We start from the raw sequence: 26611 nt of genomic DNA, 5'->3' as shown, positions 1-26611 counted from the left end.
GCGCTCCGGATGAATATGATGATCTCATATCAGGAACTTGTTCGCACCTTCCTTAGGCGACATACCGCTATAGCGGCGGAAAAAGCGAGAAAAATAGGCGGCGTCGCTAAAGCCCAAATAATCAGAGAGTTGCGTTATCGTCATGCGGGTGTATTGCAGATTACGCCGCGCCTCAAGCATCAGTCGCTGATGCAATACCCCAAGGGCGCTACAGCCATAGAACTCGCGACATAAATAGTTTAAATGCGTGACCGACAGCCCAATCAACTTCGCATACTCTGCCAGCGGGAGGTGCTGTCGGTAGTGACTCTCAATAAGCCGGGAAAAATGACGCATCATACTGCGCTTTCGCTCCGCTTTATCTTCCGCGGGCGGTGCGGGGCGGCACTGCCGGTTCAACCAGGCCAGCAGCGTCCCCAGCAGCGAATAAAGCATCATTTCCCGGGCATCATGATCGGCACAGTACTCCTCGCGAAGCGCTGAAAACAGCGTATGCATACGCCCCCGGGAACGCCCCACCGGCAGACACTGCGCAACGCTAAGCACATCCAGCGGTCGGCCGAACTGATTTTCAAAGCGGCTCAGCAGCGGTAGCGCCAGGGAGAGCACAAATCCGTGCGTTCCGGGTGAGAAATGAAAGCCATGAATGCAGAGGGCGGGCACCACCTGGATGCAGGACTCCGTCATCACCGAGGTGGTGCCTTCAATTTCGATCTCCGCCCGACCTTTATGCAAATAGAGGAGCTGGACCATTTCGGCGTGCTGGTGGACGCGAATATGCCACTGATACAGGCTGCTGCGCTGCAAAATCGACTCGCAGTGCAGCAGATCCGGCGTCGGCCAGCCGCGCTCCTCGCCATACAGCTTAAATACCGGAACAGTTTGGACGGGCGGCATAGTAACTCCTGTTCAGTCAGACGACACGCTCCATGGGCAGGCCCACGTAGTTTTCCGCGATAGTGGTCAGCCCGGCGCGCGAGCCCAGATAGTAGCGGCGATCGGCCGCCTGCATTTTGGCGTCGAACTCGCTCTGCTGCGGAAAATCGTGCAGCAGGCGGGTCATGAACCAGCTAAAGCGTTCCCCTTTCCAGACCCGATCCAGCGCCAGTCGCGAATAGGTCGCCAGCAGATCGCTCCGGCCGTGATGGTAGTATTCACGCAGGATCCGCCACAGATAGTTCACGTCCGATGCCGCCAGGTTCAACCCTTTAGCGCCGGTCGGCGGTACGATATGCGCGGCATCCCCCACCAGGAACAATCGCCCATATTGCATTGGCTCGACGACGAAGCTGCGCAAGGGAGCGATGCTTTTCTCAAGTGAGTGACCAGTCACTAACTTTGATGACAGATCCTCCGGCAATCGGCATTTCAACTCCTGCCAGAAGCGTTCGTCCGACCAGTCCTCCACCTTATCGCTCAGCGGAACCTGCAGATAGTAGCGGCTGCGAGTAAGTGAGCGCTGACTACATAAAACAAATCCCCGCTGATGATGCGCATAGATCAGCTCCGGATTGACCGGCGGCGTATCCGCCAGCAGGCCTAACCAGCCGAACGGCCAGACGCTCTCGTAAGTCTTGAGGATGTCAGCGGGAATACTTTGCCGCGACACGCCATGGAACCCGTCGCAACCGGCGATAAAGTCACACTCCAGGCGGCAGAATTCACCTTCGCTAAGATAGGTGATCGTCGGCCGGTCACTTTTTGCGTCATGGATAGTCACTTCGCTGACGCCGTACACGATCGGCGCGTCGCTGGCGGCCCGGGCAGCCATCAGATCGCGGGTCACTTCAGTCTGGCCGTAAACCATCACGCTCTTGCCGTCGGTCAGCTCGCTCAGTGAGACGGGCACCCGCTGGCCGTCAAAGAGAAACTCCACCCCATGATGCACCAGGCCTTCGACATCCATCCGCTGCGCCACGCCCGCTTCACGGAGCAGATCGACGGTACCGCTTTCCAGAATTCCCGCACGGATGCGCCCCAGCACATACTGCGGCGTTTGACGCTCAAGAATGACCGTGTGGATCCCGGCGTTGTGCAGTAGCTGCCCCAGCAGCAGCCCGGAAGGGCCAGCGCCAATAATCGCGACCTGTGTTTTCATAGGATTGTCTCACTTTTGCAGGGTTAATTATTTGTATAATTTTTGTTTAATAAAAGTGCTTTCCTGCATTTTTGATAAGTCAGACGGGAAAAAGAAGGGATGAATGGCGACAAAAATTGCACTTTTCACCAAACTGGCAAAAGTGTGGGACGCTTCAAATTCCGCCACCCCGGCGGACGGGAGATTTTTGCACATTATTTGATCCCACCCCCCTCAGCCGCCCCGGCGCTTCAGGTTAAAGTATCGACAGATACCAGGCGTCGCGGACAGCAGAGGAAATATGCAGGTTGATCGGGCACAGCAGCGGGCAATCACACGATTATGCATCCAGTGTGGTCTTTTTTTGTTACAGCACGGCGCCGAAAGCGCGCTGGTGGAAGAGCTTTCAACCCGTCTCGGGCTGGCGCTGGGGATGGACAGCGTCGAAAGCGCCATCTCCTCCAACGCTATCGTCCTGACCACCATTAAGGATGGCGAATGTCTTACCTCAACGCGTAAGAATGTCGACCGCGGCATTAATATGCATGTGGTGACGGAAGTGCAGCATATCGTGATCCTCGCCGAGCATAAGCTGCTGGACTATCGCGACGTCGAGAAGCGCTTCGCGCAGATTAGGCCCCTGCGCTATCCCCGCTGGTTGCTGGTGATCATGGTGGGCCTCTCCTGCGCTTGTTTCTGTAAACTGAATAACGGCGGCTGGGATGGAGCGCTGGTCAGCTTCTGCGCCAGCACGGTGGCCATGTACATTCGCCAGGTGCTGACCCACCGTTCTATGCATCCGCAGATCAACTTCTGCATCACCGCCTTTGTGGCCACCACGATCTCCGGGCTGCTGCTGCGCCTCCCGACCTTTGCCAGCACCCCGACCATTGCCATGGCCGCCAGCGTCCTGCTGCTGGTCCCGGGCTTTCCGCTGATCAATGCCGTCGCCGATATGTTTAAAGGGCATATAAATACTGGCCTCGCCCGCTGGGCGATCGCCAGCCTGTTAACCCTTGCCACCTGCATTGGCGTAGTGATGGCAATGACCGTATGGGGGCTGCGGGGATGGGCATAATTTCGTTTATTTTCGCGCTGGCGGAAGACATGCTGCTGGCGGCGATCCCTGCCGTCGGGTTTGCGATGGTCTTTAATGTCCCGCAGCGCGCCCTGCGCTGGTGCGCGCTGCTGGGAGCCATCGGCCATGGTTCGCGCATGGTCATGATGAGCGCTGGTTTTAACATTGAATGGGCCACGTTTCTCGCCGCCCTGCTGGTGGGCTGCATCGGCATCCAGTGGTCGCGCTGGTATCTGGCGCATCCGAAGATTTTTACCGTCGCCGCCGTGATCCCGATGTTTCCCGGTATTTCCGCTTACACCGCGATGATCTCCGCGGTAAAAATCAGCCATTTTGGCTATTCTGAAGAGATGATGATTTTGCTGCTGAGCAATTTTTTAAAGGCCTCTTCGATCGTGGGCGCCCTCTCCATTGGCCTGTCGATACCCGGTCTGTGGCTGTATCGTAAGCGCCCTCGCGTCTAACCCCGGCGTCGCGGCAGAGCCGCGACGCTCCTTCCGCGACGGGCTCTGTGCTACTATGTGCAGATCACCCCACTCTTTGCAGTTCAGAGTTGAGATAGAGTTATGTCTTCGCGAATTTTAACCTCCCATTTTAGCGGCCTGGAAGAGTTCCTCCAGCAGCACGCGGCGCTGCTGGCGAAATCGACTGACGGCACCGTCGCCGTTTTTGCCAACAACGCCCCGGCGTTCTATGCGCTGACCCCAGCCCGGCTGGCGCAGCTGCTGGAGCTGGAAGCCAGGCTGGCGCGCCCCGGCAGCGACATCGCGCTTGACCCGCAGTTTTTCGACGAGCCCGCCGCGGCGCCGGTTGCAGTGCCGATGGGCAAATTTGCCATGTATGCGGCCTGGCAGCCGGACGCCGACTTTCAGCGTCTGGCCGCGCTGTGGGGCATCGCGCTGAGCCAGCCGGTCACCCCGGAAGAGCTGGCCGCTTTCGTCGCTTACTGGCAGGCGGAAGGTAAAGTGTTTCACCACGTGCAGTGGCAGCAGAAACTGGCTCGCAGCGTGCAAATCAGCCGCGCCAGCAACGGCGGGCAGCCGAAGCGCGATGTGAACAGCGTTAGCGAACCCGACAGTCATATTCCGCGAGGTTTCCGAGGATGAGCATGAAAAACGTTGGCGATCTGATGAAGCGCCTGCAGAAAATGATGCCGGCTCATATCGAACCGGCGTTTAAAACCGGCGAAGAGCTGCTGGCCTGGCAAAAAGAGCAAGGCAAGCTGCGTTCCGAAGCGCTGGAGCGGGAGAACCGCGCGATGAAAATGCAGCGCACCTTTAACCGCTCGGGGATCCGCCCCCTTCATCAGAACTGCTCCTTTGATAACTATCGCGTCGAGTGCGAGGGGCAGATGAACGCCCTCGCCCGCGCGCGTCAGTACGTGGAGGAGTTCGATGGCAATATCGCCAGCTTTATCTTCTCCGGCAAACCGGGCACCGGCAAAAACCACCTCGCGGCGGCTATCTGCAACGAACTGCTGCTGCGCGGGAAGTCGGTCTTAATCATCACCGTGGCCGATATTATGTCGGCGATGAAAGATACTTTCGGCAACCGGGAGACGAGCGAAGAGCAGTTACTGAGCGACCTCAGCAAGGTCGATCTTCTGGTCATTGATGAAATTGGTATGCAGACAGAGTCTCGCTATGAAAAGGTCATTATCAATCAGATCGTTGACCGCCGATCTTCATCCAAACGGCCCACCGGTATGCTGACCAACAGTAATATGGAAGAGATGAATAAGCTGCTCGGCGAACGGGTGATGGACCGTATGCGCCTGGGCAACAGCCTGTGGGTTATCTTCAACTGGGAAAGTTACCGGCACCGCGTCACCGGCAAGGAGTATTAAGAGATTTCCGGACGACGACGGCGTTATACTAAAGCGATTCTTCAGTCACGCTTATGAGTCCGTCTATGAAATCGTTAAAAAATGGCTTGCTTGCCGCGCTTACCCTCAGCGCATTTACCCTCTCCGGCGCCCACGCCGCCTCCTGGCAGGATTCTCTCAACAGCGCCGCCAGCCAGCTCAGCGGCGGCAGCACCCAGGCCAGCGGCGGCGGAATGTCCATCTCCTCTCTGACCAGCCTGCTCAACGGCAGCAGCCAGTCGCTGACCGCCAGCAGCATGAATAACGCCGCCGGGATCATGTCATATTGCGCCAAACAGAAGCTCGCCTCGGCGACCAGCGCTGATAACGTCAAAAACCAGGTGCTGGATAAGCTGGGGCTCAGCACGCCGGAAAAACAAAAACAGGACACCAGCTATCTTGATGGCCTACAGGGGCTGCTCAACAGCAATAATGGCCAGCAGCTTGACCTGAATACCCTCGGCAACAGTTCGCTGGCGAAACAGGTGAAAACCAAAGCCTGCGATCTGGTCTTAAAACAGGGCGTTAACTTTCTCTCCTGACGCAGAGGGCCAATGCCGCGTTTGTCGCCTTCGCGACGGCAGCGCGGCCTGAAACGGCTTTTTTCGCCTTTTTCTCCTTGCGCTTCCCCGCCCCGCCCGTTGCGACGCCGATCAAAAAAGGCAACTTCTAAACCAATTCTGAATAACTGCACACTTTCATGACGCTAGAATTGCAGCAAGATGGCGCTGCAATTACAGTGTGGCTTGAAAAGTAATCTGTTCTGCCAGCCGATAACTGGCGTTAATGAGGATGAGCTGTGTCAGAGTTGTTATCCATCGCCTTATTTTTAGCTTCGGTGGTGCTTTATGCCTGGAAAGCGGGTCGTAACACCTGGTGGTTTGCCGCCACGCTCACGGTGTTAGGTCTGTTCGTGGTGCTGAATATCACCCTCTACGCCAGCGACTACTTTACCGGCGACGGCATCAACGACGCGGTACTCTACACTCTGACCAACAGCCTGACCGGCGCCGGGATCGGCAAATACATTCTGCCGGGCGTCGGCGTGGCCGTCGCGCTGGTTGCCGTCTTTGGCGCCCTGGGATGGGTGCTGCGCCGCCGTCGGCATCATCCTCATCACGTCGGCTACAGCCTGGCGGCGCTGCTGCTGGCGCTGGCTTCGGTCGACGCCAGCCCGGCCTTCCATCAAATCAGCGAGCTGGTGAAATCGCAGTCGCGGGAAGGAGATCCGGACTTTGCGGCGTACTACAAAGAACCGTCGAAGCGTATCGACAATCCGCAGCTGAATCTGGTCTATATCTATGGCGAAAGCCTTGAGCGCACCTATTTTGATAACGATGCTTTCCCCAACCTCACCCCTGAGCTTGGCAGAATAAAAGATGAGGGCATTGATTTCAGCAATACTATGCAGCTGCCGGGGACCGATTACACCATCGCCGGCATGGTCGCATCACAGTGTGGCATTCCGCTGTTTGCCCCGTTTGAAGGCAACGCTTCGGCCTCGGTCTCCAGTTTCTTTCCGCAGAATATCTGCCTTGGCGATATCCTGAAAAACTCCGGTTACGAAAACTATTTTGTGCAGGGAGCTAACCTGCGCTTTGCCGGCAAAGACGTGTTTCTCAAATCCCACGGCTTCGATCACCTGTTCGGGGCGGAAGAGCTCAAAACCACGGTAGCCGATCCAACCTACCGCAACGACTGGGGCTTCTATGACGACACGGTACTCGACGAGACGTGGAAAAAATTCGAAGAACTGTCGCAGTCCGGAAAACGCTTTTCACTGTTCGCCCTGACGGTGGACACTCACCATCCCGACGGTTTTATCTCGCGTACCTGCGAGCGTAAACGCTATGACGTGGACGGCAAGAAAAACCTCTCCTTCAGCGCCGTTAGCTGCAGCCAGGAACATATCGCCGCGCTGATCGAGAAGATCAAAGCCTCTCCCTATTTCAAAAACACGGTCATCGTGGTCTCTTCCGATCACCTGGCCATGAAGAACAGCGCCTGGGATTACCTCAACAAGCACGATCGCAGCAATTTGTTCTTTGTCCTGCGCGGCGATCGGCCGCAGCAGGAGACCCTGGCGGTGAAACGCAACACCATGGATAACGGCGCGACGGTGCTGGATATTCTCGGTGGCGATAACTATATCGGCCTCGGGCGCAGCAGTCTCTCTGGCCAGTCGCTCTCCGGTATTTTCATGAATATGAAAGAGAAGGTCCTGGCCTGGAAACCCGACGTGATCCGCCTGTGGAACTTCCCGAAAGAGATGAAAAACTTCACCATCGACTCGCAGAAGAACATGATCGCCTTTTCCGGCAGCCATTTCCGTCTGCCGCTGCTGCTCCGGGTGTCGAACCAGCGCGTTGAACCGCTGCCGGAGAGCGAATACTCGGCGCCGCTGCGCTTCCAGCTGGCCGATTTCGCGCCGCGGGATAATTTCGTGTGGGTCGATCGCTGCTATAAAATGGGCCAGCTGTGGTCTCCTGAGCTGGCGCTCTCCACCGACTGGTGCGTCTCGCAGGGACAACTGGGGGGTGAGCAGAAGGTCCAGCACGTTGATAAGCCACAGTGGCAAGGTAAGACCGCCTTCAGGGACACCCTTATCGATATGGAGCGCTATAAGGGCAACGTCGATACGCTGAAAGTTGTCGACAACGATATTCGCTATAAGGCCGACAGCTTCGTGTTTAACGTTGCCGGCGCGCCGGAAGAGGTGAAACAGTTTAGCGGCATTTCGCGGCCCGAGTCCTGGGGTCGGTGGTCCAATGCCCAGCTGGGCAGCGACGTGAAGATTGAATATAAAGAGCCGCTGCCGGAGAAATTTGATCTGGTGATCACCGCCAAAGCCTACGGTCCCAATGCCAATAAGCCGATCCCGGTGCGGGTTGGTCAAAGTGAGCAAGTGCTTACACTGGTCAATGATGTGACCACCACGACGCTGCATTTCGACAACCCAACGCGCAGCAATACGCTGACCATCACTCCGCCGGACCCGCAGTCCACCAACGAGGGCAATATCCTCGGCCACTCCCCGCGTCAGCTGGGGATCGGTATGGTGGAGATCAAAGTGGTGAAAAGCGAAGGTTAAAGCCACCTTGCCCGGCGGATATTGGCGCCGGGCAACGGTTTCCGTGGCAGGGTGTTAACAAAACAGCGGCTTGAGGTCGTCAGCCGACAGTCCGGTAATTTTCTGTACCGTCTCTTTGTCGAGGCCATTCTGTAACATGCTGCCGGCAATGCGCAGCGCCTCACGCCGGCTCCCTTCCTGTAAGCCCTCAAGGCGCCCTTCCAGGCGCCCCTCCTGTCGGCCCTCATGCCGACCTTCCTGCTTAAGCTTTTGCGCGATAGACATCAATGTCTCCTCATACTGTGGCAGACGGCGGGCCAGCCGGCGGAGAAACACGCCCGGCTCGGCCGTGTTACCGTACTGCAGCATATAGTGAAACAGCATTCTCAACTGCCGGGGATTAGTGTATCCCAGCATCACCACGGCCGCCAACGACTCCGTTATGCCGCTGAGATCGCGCTGGCGAATATGCTTTTGCATCAGCTCCAGCAGGGCGACCCGCCGATGCTGCACGATTTCATCGTCCGGCATGACCGTGACGTCGATCAATGGAAACTGACTGCCGTACAGCCTCTTCGCCAGCTGCGGGTCGGCAAATTCATCCAGCCAGTTGAGGGAAAAAGGATACGGACTGGTTGCGCCATGATAAAAAAGCATCGGCACCACCAGCGGCAGCGTTTTGTGCCCGGCGTCGAGGTGTCGCTGCATCGCGGCAATCGCATAGCGCATTAGACGAAAAGCCATATGATTATCCGGCGAGCTCTGATGCTCTATCACCACGTAAATATATCCCGCCCCGCAGGTGGTTTGCACCGACCACAGCACGTCCGAATACCAGGCGCGTAGATCCTCATCGATAAAGCTCGCCGATTGCAGCCTCAGAGTAGCGAAATCGCACCGCTGGTGGATCGCTTCGGGAAGATAGAGCATGAGAAAATCATTCGCCGTCTCCGGGTGGCGAAGAAATCGTTTAAACACCGCATCATGCGGCGTGGCGGTTATTCGTTTTTTCATGGCCATCCGCTTGCCTGAAAGAGAAGGAAAGCCGGACTCTACCACCGGTTTTTAACCGGTTGGTTTTGACGATGATTTTCTGGGAAGCGCCTCGGAGAATAGCGGAGCGGCCAGTCTGACTGGCCGCCATAGGCAAGATTTAGTAATCAAACTGCCGATAATAACGGCGGATATTCAGGTCGTGGCCGGTATGGTGCTCAAAGTGGGCCGCCAGCCGGTCCACCAGCAGAGTAGACACCACGCACGGCGCCATAATCCAGCGGAACGCATCATCAATGCCGTTCAGCGGATAGTCGCGCGGGTCGATCACCACCAGATGGTCAGTTATCTTTTCGGCAAAGCGTTCGACGCGCTCGTCCAGCGCCCGGCATTTCCCCTCGCCCTTCACCAGAAACAGCGGGACCTCTTTTTCCAGCAGCTCCAGAGTGCCGTGGAAAAATTCAGCCGAGCTTACCGACTTGGTCCGCTTCCACTGCATCTCTTCGAGAATACACATCGAGAACAGGTAGACCTCACCCCACATTTCCGCGCCGCCAATCCACATCATATAGTCGCTGTCATGGTACTGCGCGGCAATGCTGTCCGCCTGGGGATCGAACTGGCGTTTGGCCTGCAGAAGATTTTCCGGCAGCAACTCGAGCTGGCTGGCAAAACGCGCATAATCCGCAAACTCGCCGTGACGATAAATGACCCGAAAGAATAACCAGTACAGCAGCATATATTCATATTCCACGCCATTTTTGTGGCACATCGGAATATGCCAGCTGGCGGCGGCAGCCAATGGCGAATCGGCATGACGGGTAATGGCTACCACGCGTATCCCCTGCGCCTTGCACCATTCGGCAATGGCCACCGACTCTTTGGTATCGCCGGATTTGGATAACGTCACCACCACTGCATCTTTATTTAATTTTTTATGCCCGCGATGAATTAATTCCGCCGCCTGCTCAAGATAAACCGGCACGCTGGTTAATTCTTTGGCAAACTCATTAACTGCCATCATCGGAGCTAAAGAACCGCCTACCGAGGCGAAAAATAACGCGCTGCAGCCGCTGTCATAAATAGCGTCGGCCACGGTTTCAGCCTGTTTACGCGCAGCGATGATCTCGCGAGCACTGGTCAGGTACTCGTCCTGATTAAAACCCAACATAGTTTTCTCCTGAATAATCAGATTTTACTTTTTAATACGCGGTCAAAATCGTCGAAAATACGTATCGCCAGATCGATGCCTTTTAGCCCGGCGGTATGCCAGGCGAGCATCTGCACTGGGACAATCAGCAGCAGCGGCGCCAGGTGATGCTCGCACGGGCAGTTAAGCGCCAGCGTTTGTTCATCCTCTTCGTCCCCCAGCGTCAGGGTAAAGGCGCGGGCAATGGACGGCGCCATATAGTCGCGCAGCGCCCGGGTTCGCGCGTCCGGCGAGTCCTCCATAAACAGCATCACATGGCGGGCATTGGCTTCCAGATAGGGGCCGTGCATATAGGCTTCCAGCTCAAAGCCGCTGGAAGGTACCCGCACCGTCTCGGTAAATTTGGTTTCGAACTCTTTCGCCACGCCAACCAGCGCGCCATAGCCGGTGGCGACAAAGCGCTCGCCGCTCCGCAGCGTTTCGCTATGCCGGTCGATAAAGCGCGAAGTGCGGGCGATGACCTCCGGGATCGCCGCCGCCAGTCGCTGGAATTCGGCAATATAGTGCTGCTCCTCGGCTTCACTGGCCTTCCCCTGGCTGCGAGCAATCATCAGCGCTATCAGCAGCAGATTGAGCACTGTCGCGCTAAAGCCGCGGGTGACAAACCCTACGCTCTCGATCCCGGTATTGATATCCAGAACGCCATCGCAGGCTCGCCCGGTCGGGCTTTGCGGATCGGAGGTCAGGGCAAATACCGGCAGTCCTGAGGCCTGTACCTTACGCATCGCCTCCAGCGTCGACGCGCTTTTTCCGCTCTGGGAAATCGCCACCACCAGATCGGTATGCGGGTCGATAGTTTCGTAATGGGTAAAGTTGTACGGCTCTTTTATGTCCACCAGCACGCCAAAGCGTTGTTCAAAGAAATAGCGCGCGCAAAGCGCGGCATTCAGCGACGATCCGGTCGCCAGCAGCAAAATACGCCGCACCGGCTGCTGGCGGGCGAAGGTCTCAATCGCCGCCAGCTTGTGCCGGTAGTCGCGCAGGATCTGCGCCAGACAGGCCGGCTCTTCGCTGATATAGGTCATCATTGTTGGTCGCATAGCTCACTCCCGTTAAAACAATCCGATCCACGAACCCAGAATGCCCACCAGCGCCATTCCGCCGATAATAGAGAGCGGTTTAACCTTCCGCCCCAGCAGCCAGTAGACGATGCCGAAACTCACCAGCGGCAGCATGCAGGGCAGAATGTCGTTGATGATGTCCTGCACCTGAGTTTTGGCCTCCCCGGCCCCGAAGGAGACAGGGATGGTGATATCGATCATTGAGGCGGTCATCGCCCCGACCACCATCAGGCCGATAATCGACGCCCCGTAGGTCAGGCTCTCCATCATTCCGCTCTTCTGGATCCGCTGCAGCACCCCGGTGCCCAGCACGTAGCCCCAGCGGGTAAAGCACCAGCGCACCAGAATGTGCGGCACGTTAAACACCAGCAGAAACAGGATCGGCCCGAGAATATTGCCCTTTAGCGCCAGGCTGGTGCCGATGCCGGTGGCGATCAGGCGCAGCGTTCCCCAGAAGAAGGAGTCTCCCAGCCCGGCCAGCGGCCCCATCAGCGAGGCTTTGACGTTATCAATCGCGTTGGCATCCATATTTTTCTGCTGGCTGTTTTTCTCCTCCATCGCCGTCGTGATCCCCAACAGCAGGGTGACGATATGCGGCGTGGTATTGAAGAACACCAGATGGCGTTTCAGCGCCCCGGCCAGCTCCTCTTTGCGCGGATAGAGCTTCTTCAGCACCGGGATCAGCGCGTAAACAAAGGCGAGATTCATCTGTCGCTCATAGTTCCACGAGAACTCCATCTGGAAGGAGCGCCAGAACACCCGGCGTAAATCACGCGGCGTAATTCGCGCTTCTTCCTGCTCCTGCGGCTGCAGGGTCTCTTCAGAAATCATCTTCGTCGTCATCGCTGACTCCTTGTTCTGTCGTGGTACGAGGTGCGCTCAATGCGGTGACATTAACCATCACCACCGCCACGATGGCGCCGAGAATGGCGATACCGGTCACCGGGATTTTCAAATAGGCCATCAGTACAAAGCCGAGGAAAAAGTACGGCGCCACCTTCTTGTTAATCAGCAACCTGGCGAGCATCGCGAAGCCGAGAGCCGGAATGATCCCGGTGGCCACGCTGAGTCCGTGTTTAATAAATTCCGGGATCGTATCGAGCAGGGATTTCACCGCGTTGCTGCCCACCAGGAATGAGACGGTCACCACCGTGGCAAGCATCAGCGACAGGCCGAATCCGGCAATCAGATGCATCCGCTCAATGCCGCGCGTATCCGCCCGTTCCGCATAGCCGTCCGCTTTCTGGCTGAGCAGCGGTATAAACATCCCCAGATAAACGTTTTTCAGGATCAGGGTCAGGGTGGCGATAGGCAGGCCGAGTAACAGCGCCGTTTCCGTGCCCGCGCCGGAGGTGATGGCGAACGCCACGCCGAGAATACCGCCGGTCACCACGTCGGGCGGGATCGAGGCGCCAACGGAGAACGAACCGATAAACGCCAGCTCCAGCGTCGCGCCCATAATGACGCCGGTCTGCACATCCCCCAGCACCAGACCGGTCAGTAGCCCGGTGACGATAGGCCGGGAAATCAGCGACGTCCCTAAGGCATATTCCGATTGCGCGATAAACGCCACCAGACCCAGTAAGAGAGCCTCTACCATAATCTGTCCTCCGGAATCACACGCATTCCGTAAAAAGCTGTTTGCGATCGTTCGGGACCTGGCGAATCTCCACCTCGACGCCTTTGCCCACCAGTTGTTGCAACTGCTCTATTTCCTCCGGCAATAAATTAATCGCCTTAGAGATATTTTTACTGCCCTCTTTGGCTTTAATCCCGCCGAGATTAATACTTTTTATGTCCTCAACAGCGCTGGCAATACGCCAGGCGTCATTGACCGATTCCACAACAATAAATAAATTATATTTATCGGTAACCCCGCTTTTTATCGCCTCAATAGAATCATTTATATTTTTAATCACCAGCTTCACCGAGGGTGGTTTAGCTAGCTTAATGGTGGTTTTCCGCAGTTCATCCTCAGGGACACTGTCGTTGGCGATTAAAATACAATCGGCGCCGACATATTGGGTCCAGGAAAAGGCTACCTGGCCGTGAAGTAATCGATGGTCAACCCTTAATAACGTAATCATCATGCATCCTCATTTCAGAAGTCTTTATCCATAGTCATCGCCCCGGCAATAGTCTGATTGCAGTACTGAATGCTCTCTTTGGCGTTGATTAATGCTTCAGAAATTAATTTTTCGGTATTATCTTCCGCTGCAGAAATAAGCAGATCAATAATTAATGGTAGATTTAACCCGGACAATAAATGGAAGTGCGGGCGCGATAAAAAACGCACAAACTCATTATTCACGCTACCGGCGAAAATATCCGTAATCACTATCAGCTCATCCTGCGCCGGGAAACGCGCCAGCAGCGCCTCCACCTGCTGCGTCAGATCGACCTCCTCTTCTACATAGGCGCACAGAGTATGAATATCCGGCTGTTTACCGAGGATCAGCTCCACAGAGTTCAACAAACCGTTAGCAAAGGTGCCGTGGCTGGCAAAAATATAGTGTCGTTTCATCCTTACCTCGAAAGCGCATTCCACTGCTTTCTTAATTGCAACCGACGTGCCAGAAACAGTGGCGCGTCGGCTAACGTAAGGACAAAAGGGAGAGAAGCGTTAAAACTCTTGATCTTCCTGAATAAATTCCGTTTCGCGCGTCAGAATATCGTGAATGTAGTACAGTTCTACGGCGGGGATTTTGACACTATATCCGCTCTCTATGACACTAAAGGCCTCGCGCAGCGTCGCCAGCTCGCGCTCCGGACACTGCCTTCCCGCATAATGGGTTGGGGAAGCGTGGCGAATTAACCGCTCTATCAGACAGCTGATATGCACATACAGCGCCACCTTACGTTCGTTGGGCACCTCGTACCCGGCCAAATGCTCATAGCGCAGCAAAAACTGCTCAACCTGGTTGATCACCTTCGCGGTATCGAGGATCGTCACCGACTCGATCACCCGCCGCAGCGAGAAGTTTTTCAGGATCAGGTTGTTGATCTCGCTGACCTGCTCCGCTGTCGCCAGTTCGCCGAAGATACGCATTAGCGGGCGACTTCCCTCCCCCGAGATCAGCGAATCCAGCGAGATCCACGGGAGATCGGCAAGATGCGGATCGAGGGTGCCGACGATCGCCAGCACGTCGTAGCGGCTGAGCATCGGCTCCCGCCGCGCGGGGTCGGCCAGGGTCTCCATATCGCAGGCTACAATATCAACGCCGAGCGCTTCAGGGATGCTGGCTTTTAACAGCGCCGACAGGTTCGCCGCAGCGCCCAGACCGGTGGCGCAGGTGGTCAAAATCGCCCGCGGTTTATCGGTCTGCGGGTAATAGAGCTGGTGCTCAACCGCCAGATCGTCGCCGATCTCGCGGACGATATCTTCCAGCATATCGCCGTGTAAAATCCGCTCCCCGACGTACATCGCCATGCCGGTGGAGACATTGTTAATAATCGCCACCGGCGTATTCAGGCGACGATTAAAATGGCTGTGAATAGCGTTCAGCGATCCCATATCGACCAGAATGATCAGCCCTGACGCCAGCGCGTGGCGCTCAATATACGCCATCACCTGATTAGCGATAGCCTCCGGCGTCACGTCGAGCGGCATGTCGAATGACTCAAACAGCGGGCTTTTCAGCAAGCGGTTCGCCACGCTGGCGATGCTGCTGGCGGTGGCGTAACCGTGAGCGAGAATAATCGCGCGGGTCACCTGCTGCTGGCTGATAGCGCCGTTTTTCTGGAACCACAGCACCAGCAACAGCAGGTCAATACGCCGGGGCTCAATATCCAGCTTCAGCGCCAGCGCGTCGAGGATCGCTTCGCAAAAGCGATACAGCAGCGGGAATTTGTTTGCCAGAAAATCCGCCAGCAGACGGATTTTCTCATTGCTCATCGTGGACGCCGCCTGACGGGAGCGATGGATCAGGTAGTGGCTCAGGGCGTAGAGACAGTTGCCGTTAAACTGGATATTGAAGCGTTTTTCCAGGCGATAATACTCCTCCCGCACCTGATGGGCGATCAGCAGCAACATCTGCGAGCTACTGGCATCCTGGTTATCAAAGATCAGCCGATCGAAGAGGGTTTCAATCTCCTCCCCCATGCTTCTTTGCGCCTCTTCCCAGACCGTTTTTTTATTTAGCACTGCTTCATACAGCGCCAGAATCCGACACTGAACGTCATGGATCAGCCCCTGAACCGGATCGCGCGCCCGCAGCAGCCAGACCAGGCTGGTCTGCGGCTCGATAAGCAGCGGCTCCTTCTGGCCCATGGCTTCACTGAGCGCCGGCGTCGCCGCCATGATATTTTCCGGCAGATCGTGCAGCGTCACGGTCAGCATCTCGCTGCCCGGAGACCTGGCCCAGGCCGATGCAACGGCGTACTTCACCACATTCTTCAGCTCGCCGACGTTGCCTCGATAAACGTACTGCGTCAGAACCTGCAAAAGCCGCGGCGTGAGCTGCAGCCTGGCGGCAAGCGTCCGCGCCTCCTGCCAGAAAAACTGCAGCGTTAGCGCCTCCTTCTCCTCGCGGCTACGCTGTTGAAGATCGGGCAAGCTGACCAGGATCGGAATACGACGAAGAAAGGTGGTCAGAAACGTGCTGTGAATATCTTCGGTAGTGGCAAACACCAGCCGCAGGGAAATCGGCAGGCCATGGGCGGTCTCTCCCACCCGGTAGATCTCCTTGCGGTCCAGCCAGGTGAAGAGCTTCTCCTGCCCCTGAGCATCCAGTCGATGGACCTCGTCGAGAAACAGCATCCCGCCGTTTGCCGCCTCGAACGCCCCGGCTTTATCGCTCTGCGCGCCGGTAAACGCGCCTTTGACATAGCCAAACAGGTTGGCGGCCAGCAGCTCCGGGTTACTGGCATATTGCGCGCAGTTGAAGCTGACAAAGGGCGCATCGGGCGCCAGCAGGCCCTGGGCGATCGCGAACTCGTGCATCAGCTCCGCCATATAGCTTTTGCCGGTTCCGCTGTCGCCGACGATCAGTAGCGGCAGGCCGCCGTTGGGATAAAACAGCGCGGTTTTCATCTGCTCGATCGGTTTACGCAGGCTGCCGTCATGCCCGGTCAGCAACGAAAAATGGTCCGCCTGTTCCGGCTGGCGGTCACTCTCCGCGAGCAGCTCCGCCATGCTGGCGTACTCGCTGCGGGAAAGGGGGAAGAACTGCTGGCAGAAGGCTTTTTTATGCAGAAAATAGACCGGCCGGGTGTTGATCTTCACCAGCACGTCCTGGGCGACCAGCTGATTGAGATAGTGGCTGGCGGTATTTCTTTGCATCGCGAAACGCTGAGCCAGCCAGCTGGCGGTAAAAACGTCGCTCAGGTTATCCTGATCGAAAAAATCGGTCTGATTTTGCAAAAAAGCCAACAGTTCCGTTTTACGCATTACATCCCCCTCGTCGCCATTACGAAGAGATATGATGCGGCAAAAGAGAGGCTTATCGACGCCCCGTGCTGTTTTTTGCGGCCCAGCGCACACTCCCGCCTAAGCGGACTTCGCTGCGGCACACTCCATCGTCATTTCATACTGCTGCAGCGATAGCGGCGCATACCCCGCCGCGGCAAACAGCGGCGTAAAGGTTTCCGGGACCGTCACCGACGTGCCGATCCCCGGGAACTGCTGCGCCAGCGCCATCAGCAGCGCTTGCGCCAGCCCCTGGCGACGGGCGGCGGGTTCCACCCATAAAAACTGCAGTACAGGCCGTGAGCCCGAGGTGCTCAGTACCGCGAAGGCGCGCTGTTCCAGGGTCACGACGCGGCATGGCAGGGTGGCGAAGGTAAGCGGATCCATCAGCCAGGGGAGCTGACTGTTACTCTCCTCAACGGCGCGTCGAAGCAGTGCCAGGATCGGATAAGGCTGTAACACGCCAGGCGCCGCAGCCAGAGGCTCTGCGCTCAGGTAGCCGCAGAGCCCATAGCGCCGCGTAAAGCCTAACGACTGATACAGCGCGACGGCCGCGTGGTTATCGCGGATCACCTCCAGGGAAACCGTCTCGATCTCCTGCTGCTGCAGAAACGTCAGCAGCTCCTGCATCAATTTCCGCCCAAGACCTTTGCCGCGCCAGGCCGGGCGCAGGGCAAAGGCCGCCAGGCGAGCCATATTCCCCCGACGCGCGACGATCGCGATCGCCGCCGGTTCATCTCCGGCCAGCCAGACGCGGGAATCGATCAGGCTCATCCCCTCGGCGCTAAAGCGCTGAACAAATCCCTCCACCGACTGGGTCACCGGTACCATATAGGCTTCAAAACAGGCGTTAAGAATATCCGTTAACTGCACGCTGCTGAACTGCGTGGCGGGAACGGCGGTCAGCTCCATATTTTTCTCCCGAAGACTGCTATGCTCAGGTGATGAAAACTAACACTATAACTGCCGGCGCCGGATTACGCCTGACCGAGGAGAGTGATATCGCCCTTCTGCCGGCCATTGAACGTTCCGCCGCTCAGGCATTTCGTCAGATCCCCGCTCTCGCCTGGCTGGCGGACAGCGAGGTGATTAGCGTTGCGCGCCATCATGATTATCTGGAAACGGAACATAGTCTGCTGGCGGTAGCCGCCGGGCAGCCGGTTGGTTTTATTCTTACCGAACCGCTCGACGATGCCTTATTTATCGCCGAAATCGCCGTCCACCAGGCCTGGCAGCATAAGGGCATCGGGCGGATGCTGCTGGAGCAGGTTATCGAGCGCGCCCGGCAAATGGCTTACCCGGCGGTGACCCTCACCACCTTCCGCGAAGTGCCGTGGAATGCGCCGTTTTATACCCGCCTGGGATTCGCCATACTCGATGAGCTGACCCTGCCCGCCGGGCTGGCGGCGAAAAGAGAACAGGAGACCCGGCACGGACTGCCGCCGGAGACGCGCTGCGCCATGCGCCTGGCGTTGTAGACGCCAGCGCTGAATTTAGCGGCGATATATGGTACAAAGTACCAATCAAAACTTACCTGTTGCTACCCGTATGTCCTGGTCAATTGATATTATTTCCTGTATTACCGATCGCTTTGTGGAGCTCACGGCGACCGAAAAGCGCATCGCGCAGTTTATTCTCGATGATGTCGCGGCGGCGGCGGAGCTACCCATCGCCGAGATAGCGCGTCTGACTCAGACCAGCCAGGCGTCGGTCACCCGTTTTGCCCGGGCGCTCGGCTGTAAAGACGTCCGTGAGCTGAAGATGAAGCTTGCGCAATCCCTTGCGGTCGGCCAGCGGTTTATCCTCGATGTTCCGGACCTCGAAGGCGTACAGGGGATCTATGAGTCAATCATCAGCGTGCTGGAGACCAATCGCCGGGCGCTGGATATCGAGGCGTTGAAGCGTGCGGTGAGCTGGTTGAGTGCAGCGCGGCAGATCCTCGCCCTTGGAATGGGCGGCGGGTCAACCATCTGCGCTCAGGAGATTCAATATCGCCTGTTTCGTCTTGGTCTTCCGGTCGTCAGTCAGAGCGACGGTCTGCTGGTACGCATGATGAGCTCGGCGGTGACGCCGCAGGATGTGGTGATTGTGCTGTCTCTGGGCGGCTATACCCCGGAGATTATCGAGAGCGCGGCGATTGCCAGCCAGTACGGCGCGAAGGTCATTGCGATTACCCCCGCCGGGACGCCGCTGGCTGAGCAGGCGGATCTGGTGCTGCCGCTGCTGGTGCGGGAAAACGACTATATCTTCAAGCCCAGCACTTCGCGTTATGCGATGCTGGCGATGGTCGATGTGCTGGCCACCGAACTGGCGATGGCCAACAAAACTCAGGCAAAAGGCAAATTACGTCGTATTAAGCTGGCCCTCGACAGCCACCGCGGCGGCGTCGATCGACAGCCTCTTGGCGACTAGCCACCGGCAGCGGCGATAAACCTCTCCGCCTGCAGGCGGGTACGTTCCACGGCCTGTCCGGCGCGATACAGATCGCTGCCCAGACCGGCTCCGGCGCACCCAGCCCGCATCCAGGTTGCCAGATTCTCCGGTGTCACGCCGCCCACCGCCAGCACCGGCACCTCCGACGGCAGCACCGCTTTCAACGCCCGAATGTAGTCCGGACCGAAAGCAGAAGACGGAAATATCTTCAGCCACTGCGCCCCGGCATCCAGCGCGTTAAACGCCTCAGTCGCGGTGGCGCATCCGGCACAAACCTGCATTCCGTGCGCCACTGCCTGACGGATCACCGCAGGCTGGGTATTCGGCGTCACGATAAGCTTCGCCCCGGCCTCAGCGAGAAAATCGACCTGTTCCACGCGCAGTACCGTTCCCGCGCCTATCATCGCCTGCTCGCCAAACCGCGCAACCATCTGCGGAATACTCTGCTGCCAGTCTGGCGAATTGAGCGGGATTTCGATATAGCGAAAGCCTGCATTGATTAGCGTCTCAATATGATCTGCCGCCTCAGCGGGTTGAATGCCGCGTAAAATCGCCACCAGCTTAATCTTGTTCATGCATTATCCTCGCCATGCCAGCCAGCAATGCCTCATCGCCACTGCAGCTGTTAACCGTCATTCCGCGCGCCTTCATCGCCCGACCGTAGCGGGCATTCAGCGCCGGGTCGCCAACCAGCGTGACGGCAGAAGCACGGAAACGCTGCCCCAGGGTCGCCACCTCCGCGCCAATCAGCAGCCCGGAGAGATAATCGCTGACCGAGCTCGCCGCCAGACCGCCCAGCACCCGGGCGGCCCTGGCGACAAACAGTTCGCTAATCAGCGACGGCTGCGCCAGCCCTTTTTCCAGCCCCCGTTCAAACGCCGCCTCGTCCGGCTGCTGGGCAGGCAGCCCTTTGCCGATCAGCGATTGCGACATCAGCAGATGATGCAGTTCGCCGGTCATCGCCGTGGCAAAATAACGCACCGCGCCGCCCGCCACCTGGACCCATTTGCAGTGGGTGCCCGGCAGCACGTAACACTCCGCCGGCACCAGCTGGCAGGCCCCCAGCAGCTGCGTCTCTTCGCCGCGCATCACGTTGAAATCCCGGTCCTGTTCAATCTTGAGGCCGGGAATAATCCACACGCCTTCAGCAACGGCGCATAACTGCCGCCCAGGCGCGTCGATCGCCGCCGGACAGTCCAGATACGGCACCGCCTGCCAGCCCGCGTCGCTGCCGATCATCCCGGCCATCAGCACCGGCAGCGCCTGTGCGCCGCGCCAGGGGGCCAAATGCTCCGCGAATACATCGGCAGGCGATCGTCCGTTCAGGCGGGTAATACCCAGCGGCAGCTGCTTCGTTTCGACGCACTGGCCGTTGCGAATCAGCCAGCCGCGCAGCTGGGTAGAGCCCCAGTCGACGGCAATATAATCCTTCATTGTGCTTCTCCTGAGACCTGCACCGCCGTCTTCGCCGGGATCGCCTCCCCTTCCCGCTCCTGGGTAATCATTTCCAGCGCCTGCTGACGGCTGATTTTGCTGGCTGGCGTCATGACGGTGACAAAAATAGCGGAAACAAAGCTGCCAACGACCGACGGAATGCACGGATTGCCCCAGTAAGCCAGCCAGTCGGCCTTAACCAGAACCACAATAGACACCAGCATGCCGCTCAGCAGCGCGGTGAGCGCCCCCTGCCAGTTAAAGCGCAGCCAGAAGCGGCCGAGAATGGAACAGACGAAGAGCCCGGACATCAGCATGGAGATCATTTTGGTGATATAGCTGATGATATCGTTCGAGGTCAGGGCGAAGATCATCGCCAGGCCGATGACGAACGCCAGCATCCAGCGAGAGAGCGTTATCGCCTTATGCGCCGGCGGCATTTTTCCGGTAACGAGGGTATAGACATCCCGCATCATGATGGCCACGGCGGCTATCGCATCGGAGCTGGCCGAAGACATGGTGGCGGAAAGTCCGGCAATCAGGACCACCAGCCCGAGGATCGCCGGTAAGAAGCTGGTGGCGAACAGGAAGGCGTAGTTACTGTTCTCAAGATTGGGGTTCATCGTCCAGGCCGCCATGCCGATGATCGCCGGCAGCACCGAGAAAAACAGATACAGCACGCCGGTATAGACAAACGAGCGCCGCACCGAAGAGACGTCTTTTCCCGAGTAAATACGCTGGCGATAGGAAGGGGTCGCCAGCACGCCGACGCCGATGACCATCGCCAGCGATAGCGCCGGAATGGCCCCCAACTTATCGACCGCAAACAGGCTCATCGCCTTGGGATCCATCGCCTGAACGATGGCATCCCAGCCCCCGACGTGAACCACCGCCAGAATCGCCATCAGGATAAAACCGAAAAACAGAATTAATGCCTGAATGGTGTCTGTCCACACCACAGCAGAATAACCGCCGATAATGACGTAAATCGCAAACGCCATGGCAATAATAATTTTTGCCACCGTCAGATTAATTCCTGTCGCCCAGGCTAAATACATACTCCCGCCAAGAATATGCGCCCCCAGCCAGCCAATTGAGGCAATAAATATCATTATCCCGACGAGGTTTTTAATTAAATGGCTGCCCCCTGTGTAATAAGAAAGCTCTTCGCTCATGGTCATAAAGCGCAGCTTTCGCACCGGTGCAAACAGCCAGGCCACCAGTAAAATACCGATGGCGCCGCCCACGCCGTAGAGCATCCCGGCCCATCCATTGCTGTAGCCGAAGCCGACAGCGCCCATGCTTGAACCGGTTCCCACCATGGTCGCCACGGTGGACCCCAGCGTCAGGAACAGCGGCAAAGAACGGCCGCCGAGTAAAAAATCCTCACCGCTTTTTTGATGACGGGACACGTACCAGCCAAGCCAAATCATGGCCAACGCGTAAATAATAAAGCCGACTAAAAAGACATGACTATTCATAATTCACATCCTGCCAGTTAATTTTGTAAAGGTAAAAGGCTACGAAGCGCTGAATTATTTCAGCGCTCAAAATGACTGTTTATATTTCTGGTTACTAACTTTTTATGCGCGAGAAGCGTTATAACAGGTCACATCCACTTCGACTTTACAATCCACCACCAGGTCCGCTACGCAGCAGATGCGGGCAGGCGGGTTGTCGCCAAAGAACTCGCGGAAGACTTTATTGAAAGACTGAAAATAGCGCGCATCGGTGAGGATCACTTTAACATGCACCACGTCGGCCAGGGTGTAGCCCGCTTCGGTCATGATATCTACGCAGTTCTGAATCGCCAGACGCGACTGGTCGACAATCCCGCCTTCCACCACTTCCCCGTCCTTCATCGGCGTCTGGCCGGAGACGTACAGCCAGCCTCCCGCTTCCACCGCCCGCGCGAACGGCAGGTGCTGCCCGCCGGTACCGGTACCGCCCTCTACGCCATAACGTTTAATACTCATTTTTCACTCCTCAGTTCATTCGGCGGCGCAGGAAACGCCCCGCGCGCCCGATAATCTGTTTGTCGCTGCCGTAGCTCATCACGCCGTTAACCATCACCGCCTCAATACCGTCCGCCGGACGTTTCGGGTCGGAGAAACTGGCGACATCGCGCACCGTCAGCGGGTCAAACAGCACCAGGTCGGCGTAGTAGCCCACTTTTACCAGCCCACGATCCGCCAGCTGGAAGCGCGCCGACGACAGCCCGGTCATTTTGTGGATCGCGGTAGTCAGCGGAAACAGCCGTTCATCGCGGCAGTAGTGGCCCAGGACCCGCGGAAACGCGCCCCACAGCCGCGGATGCGGCATCGGGTCGTTCGGCAGCCCGTCGGAGCCAATCATGGTCACCGGATAACCCAGCACCCGCCGTACGTCCTGCTCGTCCATGTTGTAATAAATAGCGCCTGCCGGCATCAGCCGCGCCGCGGCGTCGTGCAGGCTCACCTGCCATTCATCGGCGATCTGCTGCAGCGTTTTTCCGGCCTGCTCGGGCTGTGCTTCCGACCAGGTGATGACGATATCGAACTCATCGGTGACCTGCTTCATATCCAGCGTCGACGAGCTGGCGGAATAGGGGTAACAGTCACAGGCGATCTCCTGGCGCTGGCGCATCTCATCGAAGAAAGCCAGCGTCTCCTTCGTGCGACCCCAGTTTTTCGCGCCGGCGCACTTATGGTGCGAGACCACCACCGGCACGTTGCCGTGGCGACCAATGCGGAACGCCTCGTCGAGCGCCTCCAGAATCGGCTCGAACTCCGAACGCAGGTGGGTGGTGTAAATTCCCCCCTCTGCCGTCAACTCCTCAGCGAGCGCCATCACTTCTTCGGTGGTCGACTGGAAGGCGCTGGCGTAGGCAAGTCCCGTGCTCAGTCCTAAAGCGCCCTGGCGCAGCGCATCGCGCAACTGTATGCGCATGCCGGCGATTTCCGTCTCGCTCGCCGGGCGGAACAGGTCATCCATATGGTTATTGCGCAGCGCGGTGTGCCCAATCAGCGTCCCGACGTTAAGCGATGGTCGCGCGGCCTCTACCGCATGGGCATAGGCTTCGACGGTGGGATAGATAAAGTGCTGTCGTTCGCCGAGAAGATTCATCGGGTCCGGCACCTCGCCGCGCATGGTGGCGGTTGCCGCGCTGATCCCACAGTTGCCGACGATCACGGTTGTCACCCCCTGGCTGAGCTTAGGCAGATACTCCGGCATGCGGATGACGTTGATATCGTCATGGGTGTGAACATCGATAAAGCCAGGCGCCAGTACCCGCCCTTGACCATCTATCTCCTGCTCCGCCGCGACGTCAAGCGCCGGAGCGATAGCCAGTATTCGGTCGCCCTTCACCGCCACATCGGCACGGTATTGCGGCCCGCCGCTCCCGTCGATCACCGTGACGTTTTTGAAAAGCCAGTCAACTTTCATAGCAATTACTCCCTTTCGACATACCGACAAGTTAACCATTTACAAGTGCAAAAAACAGTGGAAAACTACGCAAAAACCAGATCATTTTGTGATACTTTTATTCAAAAGAAACAACAATTATTAATTAAAAACATTATTATCAAAGATTTATAAATGATACCTAGCAACTCACCGATTATAAACCCTGAAAGGATAGTGTTATGAAATACCATTCAGCACCGCTCATTCCGCACAAATCCGCCCTCATGTCCGCGCCGGCTAATCTGCTGGCGGAAGAGGGCTGTCTGCCTGCCGCGCTGCTAAAAAAGTCGGCGCTGGAAAATAATATTTCATGGATGCAGCGCTACGCCGATGCCCGCGGCGTATCGCTGGCGCCGCATGGTAAAACGACAATGACGCCATGGATATTTCAGGCGCAGCAGCGAGCGGGAGCGTGGGGGATCGGCGTGGGCAGCGCCTGGCAGGCCAGCGCGGCGATGGCCAGCGGCATCCAGCGCGTCCTGATGGTCAATCAGCTGGTCGGTAAGGCCAATATGCAGGTGGTCGCGCAGCTAAAAGCCCACTACCGGGCAGTGGATTTTATCTGCTGTGTTGATAGCGAGGCCAACGTGCGCGCCCTCTCCGCGTTCTTCGCCGCCCAGGGGCAAACGCTGGATGTGCTGATTGAACTTGGCGTGCCGGGCGGGCGCTGCGGCTGTCGTAGCGTGGATGACGCGCTGGCATTGGCGCAGCGGGTCAGCGACCTGCCGGGGCTACGGCTACGCGGTCTGGAATTGTATGAAGGGGTCCTGCACGGCGACGATCCGCAACCGCAGGTGGAAGCGCTATTACAACAGGCTGCAGCGCTAGCCTGCCGCATGGAGCCGCTGGTTGACGGCGAATTTATTCTCACCGGCGCGGGCACCGTCTGGTATGACGTGGTGTGCAACATCTGGCTGGCGGCGGCAAAACCGCGCCGCTGCCGTATCGTCATTCGCCCTGGCTGTTATATCACCCACGATCGCGGGATCTACGATCTCGCCCAACAAGCGCTGATCGCCCGCGATCCGATTGCCTGCGATCTCGCCGGCGATCTCACTTCAGCGCTGGAGCTGATGGCAATGGTGCAATCGGTGCCGGAGGCAGATCGTGCGGTGGTGAATTTCGGCAAGCGCGACTGCGCTTTCGACGCCGGGCTGCCGCAGCCGATCGCCCATTATCGTCACGGCAGGGAGTTAGCGCTGCGCGCTGAGTCGATCGTCAGCATCGGTATCATGGATCAGCACTGTATGCTGCGCCTGGCGCCGGGCAGCGATGTCCAGGTTGGCGATATTCTGCTGTTCGGCACCTCGCATCCGTGTCTGACCTTTGATAAGTGGAAGACGTTGCTGCTGGTCGATGACGACTACAACGTGCTGGACGAGCTCGAGACGCTGTTTTGACAGGCATCCCGGGTGACGGCGCTCCGCGCCTTACCCGGGCTACACAACCCGCGACGTTCGGTAGCCCGGCTAAGCGTAGCGCAAGCCGGGGGATGCCCCGGTGACGGCGATTCGCGCCTTACCCGCCCTGGCGCAAGGCGCAAATCTCATCATGCAATGAACGGCTGATGGCGACCCCCTGCCGCTCACTCTGCTGGCGGCAGGCGAAACGCCGCTCGCCCGGCAGCCGCGCGCCCTGATCCTGCATCGCATTGAACAGCGTTTCGGCGCGCGCCAGCTGCTCCTGTGCCTGCGCGCCGAGAAAACGCTGCGGATCCAGCGCCAGAATCAGTTCTCCGCCGTAGGGTAAACCGCCCGCGCCGTTATCCCACGCCAGCGATTCGGCGCTGGTCATATCGCCGATAAGCGGCCCGGCCAGCAGCTCAACCATTGCCGCCAGCGCCGAGCCCTTATGGCCGCCGAAGGTTAACATCGCGCCGTTCAGTACCTCTGTGGCATCGGTAGTCGGCTGCCCCTGGCTGTCGATTCCCCATCCTTCCGGTAGCGCTTTGCCAGCGCGCTGATGCAGCTGGATCTCGCCGCGCGCCGCGGCGCTGGTCGCCATATCCACAATAAACGGCGGTTCCTCCCGCCGCGGCCAGCCAAAGGCGATAGGGTTGGTGCCGAACAGCGGACGGGTGCCGCCCGCCGGGGCGACCCAGGCATGGCTTGGCGTACAGGCCAGCCCCACCAGCCCTGCCTCAGTCAACGGTTCAATATCGGCAAACAACGCGGAAAAATGGACGCAGCGGTTAATCGCCAGCGCCGCAATACCGCTGTGCCGCGCTTTCTCCAGCAGCAGCGGCAGCGCGCGTTCGTAGGCCAGCAGCGAAAAGGCGCCCCCGGCATCCGCCCGCACAATCGCCGGCGCCTGGTCGTGGATCTGCGGCTCGGCATCAGGCGAAACCTTACCTTTACGCAAGGTATCGACAATGCCCAACAGCCGCCACAGGCCGTGGGAAGCGCAGCCGTCGCGCTCCCCGGCAGCCACGTTACGGGCGATGGCCGCCGCGTGGTCGGCGCTGAATCCATTGGCGCTGAGCACCGCCAGCGCCAGGTCATAAGCTTCTGGTAACGATAGAGTTACCGACCCCATAC

At 58.0% G+C, this 26611-nt stretch carries 27 protein-coding genes; 10 read left to right on the top strand and 17 right to left on the bottom strand.

Translation table 11 applies throughout. From position 1 onward, the window contains the following. Window positions 1-24 precede the first annotated feature (24 nt). On the bottom strand, window positions 25-897 hold the full coding sequence (locus tag ABLV54_RS18340) for a helix-turn-helix domain-containing protein (protein ID WP_348814207.1): 873 nt from the start codon (window positions 895-897) through the stop codon (window positions 25-27). A gap of 16 nt (window positions 898-913) precedes the next feature. Next, the gene (pobA, locus tag ABLV54_RS18335) at window positions 914-2098 is read right to left on the bottom strand and encodes a 4-hydroxybenzoate 3-monooxygenase (RefSeq protein ID WP_023291877.1); all 1185 of its coding nucleotides are present in this window, start codon (window positions 2096-2098) and stop codon (window positions 914-916) included. A 280-nt stretch (window positions 2099-2378) separates the two neighbouring features. Between pobA and ABLV54_RS18330 the strand changes: the two genes are divergently transcribed. From ABLV54_RS18330 to opgB, 6 genes are all read left to right on the top strand, one after another. After that, on the top strand, window positions 2379-3155 hold the full coding sequence (locus tag ABLV54_RS18330) for a threonine/serine exporter ThrE family protein (RefSeq protein ID WP_004886474.1): 777 nt from the start codon (window positions 2379-2381) through the stop codon (window positions 3153-3155). Continuing rightward, a complete protein-coding gene (locus ABLV54_RS18325) occupies window positions 3146-3619 on the top strand; it encodes a threonine/serine exporter (protein WP_004886472.1) in 474 nt (157 codons plus the stop codon). The genes ABLV54_RS18330 and ABLV54_RS18325 overlap by 10 nt, the downstream gene beginning before the upstream one ends. A 102-nt stretch (window positions 3620-3721) precedes the next feature. Continuing rightward, the gene (dnaT, locus tag ABLV54_RS18320) at window positions 3722-4261 is read left to right on the top strand and encodes a primosomal protein DnaT (protein ID WP_032454787.1); all 540 of its coding nucleotides are present in this window, start codon (window positions 3722-3724) and stop codon (window positions 4259-4261) included. A gap of 2 nt (window positions 4262-4263) precedes the next feature. After that, on the top strand, window positions 4264-5001 hold the full coding sequence (gene dnaC, locus ABLV54_RS18315) for a DNA replication protein DnaC (RefSeq protein WP_025999144.1): 738 nt from the start codon (window positions 4264-4266) through the stop codon (window positions 4999-5001). A gap of 65 nt (window positions 5002-5066) precedes the next feature. Next, on the top strand, window positions 5067-5561 hold the full coding sequence (locus ABLV54_RS18310) for a DUF2501 domain-containing protein (RefSeq protein ID WP_050534037.1): 495 nt from the start codon (window positions 5067-5069) through the stop codon (window positions 5559-5561). A gap of 257 nt (window positions 5562-5818) precedes the next feature. After that, a complete protein-coding gene (opgB, locus tag ABLV54_RS18305) occupies window positions 5819-8110 on the top strand; it encodes a phosphatidylglycerol--membrane-oligosaccharide glycerophosphotransferase (RefSeq protein WP_023291873.1) in 2292 nt (763 codons plus the stop codon). A gap of 54 nt (window positions 8111-8164) precedes the next feature. On the opposite strand, the gene ABLV54_RS18300 is transcribed toward opgB, so the two are convergent. The 9 genes from ABLV54_RS18300 to ABLV54_RS18260 all read right to left on the bottom strand — a co-directional run bounded on the left by ABLV54_RS18300 (window position 8165) and on the right by ABLV54_RS18260 (window position 17672). Beyond that, window positions 8165-9109, bottom strand: a complete 945-nt coding sequence (locus ABLV54_RS18300; RefSeq protein WP_072096670.1) for an Rpn family recombination-promoting nuclease/putative transposase — start codon at window positions 9107-9109, stop codon at window positions 8165-8167. A 133-nt stretch (window positions 9110-9242) separates the two neighbouring features. Next, complete coding sequence (locus ABLV54_RS18295) at window positions 9243-10253, bottom strand: SIS domain-containing protein (RefSeq protein WP_050534038.1); 1011 nt, start codon at window positions 10251-10253, stop codon at window positions 9243-9245. A 17-nt stretch (window positions 10254-10270) separates the two neighbouring features. Then, window positions 10271-11332 carry an SIS domain-containing protein gene (locus tag ABLV54_RS18290; RefSeq protein ID WP_050534039.1) on the bottom strand — a complete coding sequence of 354 codons (1062 nt, stop codon included), beginning with the start codon at window positions 11330-11332 and terminating at the stop codon, window positions 10271-10273. Window positions 11333-11344: 12 nt separating this feature from the next. Beyond that, window positions 11345-12196 (bottom strand): PTS system mannose/fructose/sorbose family transporter subunit IID, encoded by an 852-nt coding sequence (locus ABLV54_RS18285; protein WP_023291869.1) that lies wholly within the window; start codon window positions 12194-12196, stop codon window positions 11345-11347. Next, window positions 12174-12953, bottom strand: a complete 780-nt coding sequence (locus ABLV54_RS18280; protein ID WP_023291868.1) for a PTS mannose/fructose/sorbose/N-acetylgalactosamine transporter subunit IIC — start codon at window positions 12951-12953, stop codon at window positions 12174-12176. Before ABLV54_RS18280 ends, ABLV54_RS18285 begins: the two co-directional genes overlap by 23 nt. A 16-nt stretch (window positions 12954-12969) precedes the next feature. Continuing rightward, window positions 12970-13440: a PTS sugar transporter subunit IIB gene (locus ABLV54_RS18275; RefSeq protein WP_023291867.1), complete on the bottom strand. Its 471-nt coding sequence runs from the start codon at window positions 13438-13440 to the stop codon at window positions 12970-12972. Window positions 13441-13454: 14 nt separating this feature from the next. Next, window positions 13455-13877: a PTS sugar transporter subunit IIA gene (locus tag ABLV54_RS18270; protein WP_023291866.1), complete on the bottom strand. Its 423-nt coding sequence runs from the start codon at window positions 13875-13877 to the stop codon at window positions 13455-13457. Between the two features lie 99 nt (window positions 13878-13976). After that, entirely contained in the window at window positions 13977-16742 is a 2766-nt protein-coding gene (locus ABLV54_RS18265; RefSeq protein ID WP_050534040.1) for a sigma-54-dependent transcriptional regulator, read from the bottom strand. Between the two features lie 99 nt (window positions 16743-16841). Further along, window positions 16842-17672 (bottom strand): GNAT family N-acetyltransferase, encoded by an 831-nt coding sequence (locus ABLV54_RS18260; RefSeq protein WP_050534041.1) that lies wholly within the window; start codon window positions 17670-17672, stop codon window positions 16842-16844. Window positions 17673-17704: 32 nt separating this feature from the next. Here ABLV54_RS18260 and ABLV54_RS18255 point away from each other — a divergent pair, with 32 nt between their 5' ends. Both ABLV54_RS18255 and ABLV54_RS18250 read left to right on the top strand, forming a co-directional pair. Further along, window positions 17705-18238, top strand: a complete 534-nt coding sequence (locus ABLV54_RS18255; protein WP_050534042.1) for a GNAT family N-acetyltransferase — start codon at window positions 17705-17707, stop codon at window positions 18236-18238. A gap of 70 nt (window positions 18239-18308) precedes the next feature. Continuing rightward, window positions 18309-19172: a MurR/RpiR family transcriptional regulator gene (locus tag ABLV54_RS18250; RefSeq protein ID WP_032429092.1), complete on the top strand. Its 864-nt coding sequence runs from the start codon at window positions 18309-18311 to the stop codon at window positions 19170-19172. Here ABLV54_RS18250 and ABLV54_RS18245 read toward each other — a convergent pair. The 5 genes from ABLV54_RS18245 to ABLV54_RS18225 all read right to left on the bottom strand — a co-directional run bounded on the left by ABLV54_RS18245 (window position 19169) and on the right by ABLV54_RS18225 (window position 24053). Beyond that, entirely contained in the window at window positions 19169-19768 is a 600-nt protein-coding gene (locus ABLV54_RS18245; protein WP_023291861.1) for a 2-dehydro-3-deoxy-6-phosphogalactonate aldolase, read from the bottom strand. The genes ABLV54_RS18250 and ABLV54_RS18245 overlap by 4 nt on opposite strands. Further along, on the bottom strand, window positions 19755-20627 hold the full coding sequence (locus ABLV54_RS18240) for a 2-dehydro-3-deoxygalactonokinase (RefSeq protein ID WP_050534043.1): 873 nt from the start codon (window positions 20625-20627) through the stop codon (window positions 19755-19757). Before ABLV54_RS18240 ends, ABLV54_RS18245 begins: the two co-directional genes overlap by 14 nt. Next, window positions 20624-22108, bottom strand: coding sequence for a sodium:solute symporter family protein (locus ABLV54_RS18235; RefSeq protein ID WP_048296607.1), 1485 nt, complete (start codon window positions 22106-22108; stop codon window positions 20624-20626). The genes ABLV54_RS18240 and ABLV54_RS18235 overlap by 4 nt, the downstream gene beginning before the upstream one ends. 102 nt (window positions 22109-22210) lie before the next feature. Continuing rightward, window positions 22211-22603 (bottom strand): RidA family protein, encoded by a 393-nt coding sequence (locus ABLV54_RS18230; RefSeq protein ID WP_004204205.1) that lies wholly within the window; start codon window positions 22601-22603, stop codon window positions 22211-22213. Window positions 22604-22613: 10 nt separating this feature from the next. Continuing rightward, window positions 22614-24053, bottom strand: a complete 1440-nt coding sequence (locus ABLV54_RS18225; RefSeq protein ID WP_050534044.1) for a D-aminoacylase — start codon at window positions 24051-24053, stop codon at window positions 22614-22616. Here ABLV54_RS18225 and ABLV54_RS18220 point away from each other — a divergent pair. Further along, complete coding sequence (locus ABLV54_RS18220) at window positions 24031-24177, top strand: hypothetical protein (protein WP_048296605.1); 147 nt, start codon at window positions 24031-24033, stop codon at window positions 24175-24177. The two genes, ABLV54_RS18225 and ABLV54_RS18220, sit on opposite strands and share 23 nt — an antisense overlap. Window positions 24178-24253: 76 nt before the next feature. Then, on the top strand, window positions 24254-25474 hold the full coding sequence (locus tag ABLV54_RS18215) for an amino acid deaminase (RefSeq protein ID WP_032454775.1): 1221 nt from the start codon (window positions 24254-24256) through the stop codon (window positions 25472-25474). Window positions 25475-25592: 118 nt separating this feature from the next. On the opposite strand, the gene ABLV54_RS18210 is transcribed toward ABLV54_RS18215, so the two are convergent. Then, entirely contained in the window at window positions 25593-26609 is a 1017-nt protein-coding gene (locus ABLV54_RS18210; protein ID WP_032454766.1) for an Ldh family oxidoreductase, read from the bottom strand. Window positions 26610-26611 lie beyond the last annotated feature (2 nt).

The organism is Klebsiella sp. JB_Kp042 (assembly GCF_040065275.1).
Taxonomy (GTDB): domain Bacteria; phylum Pseudomonadota; class Gammaproteobacteria; order Enterobacterales; family Enterobacteriaceae; genus Klebsiella; species Klebsiella quasipneumoniae.
The sequence above is the reverse complement of the archived record's forward strand: the minus strand, read 5'-3'. Positions and strand labels throughout refer to the sequence as shown.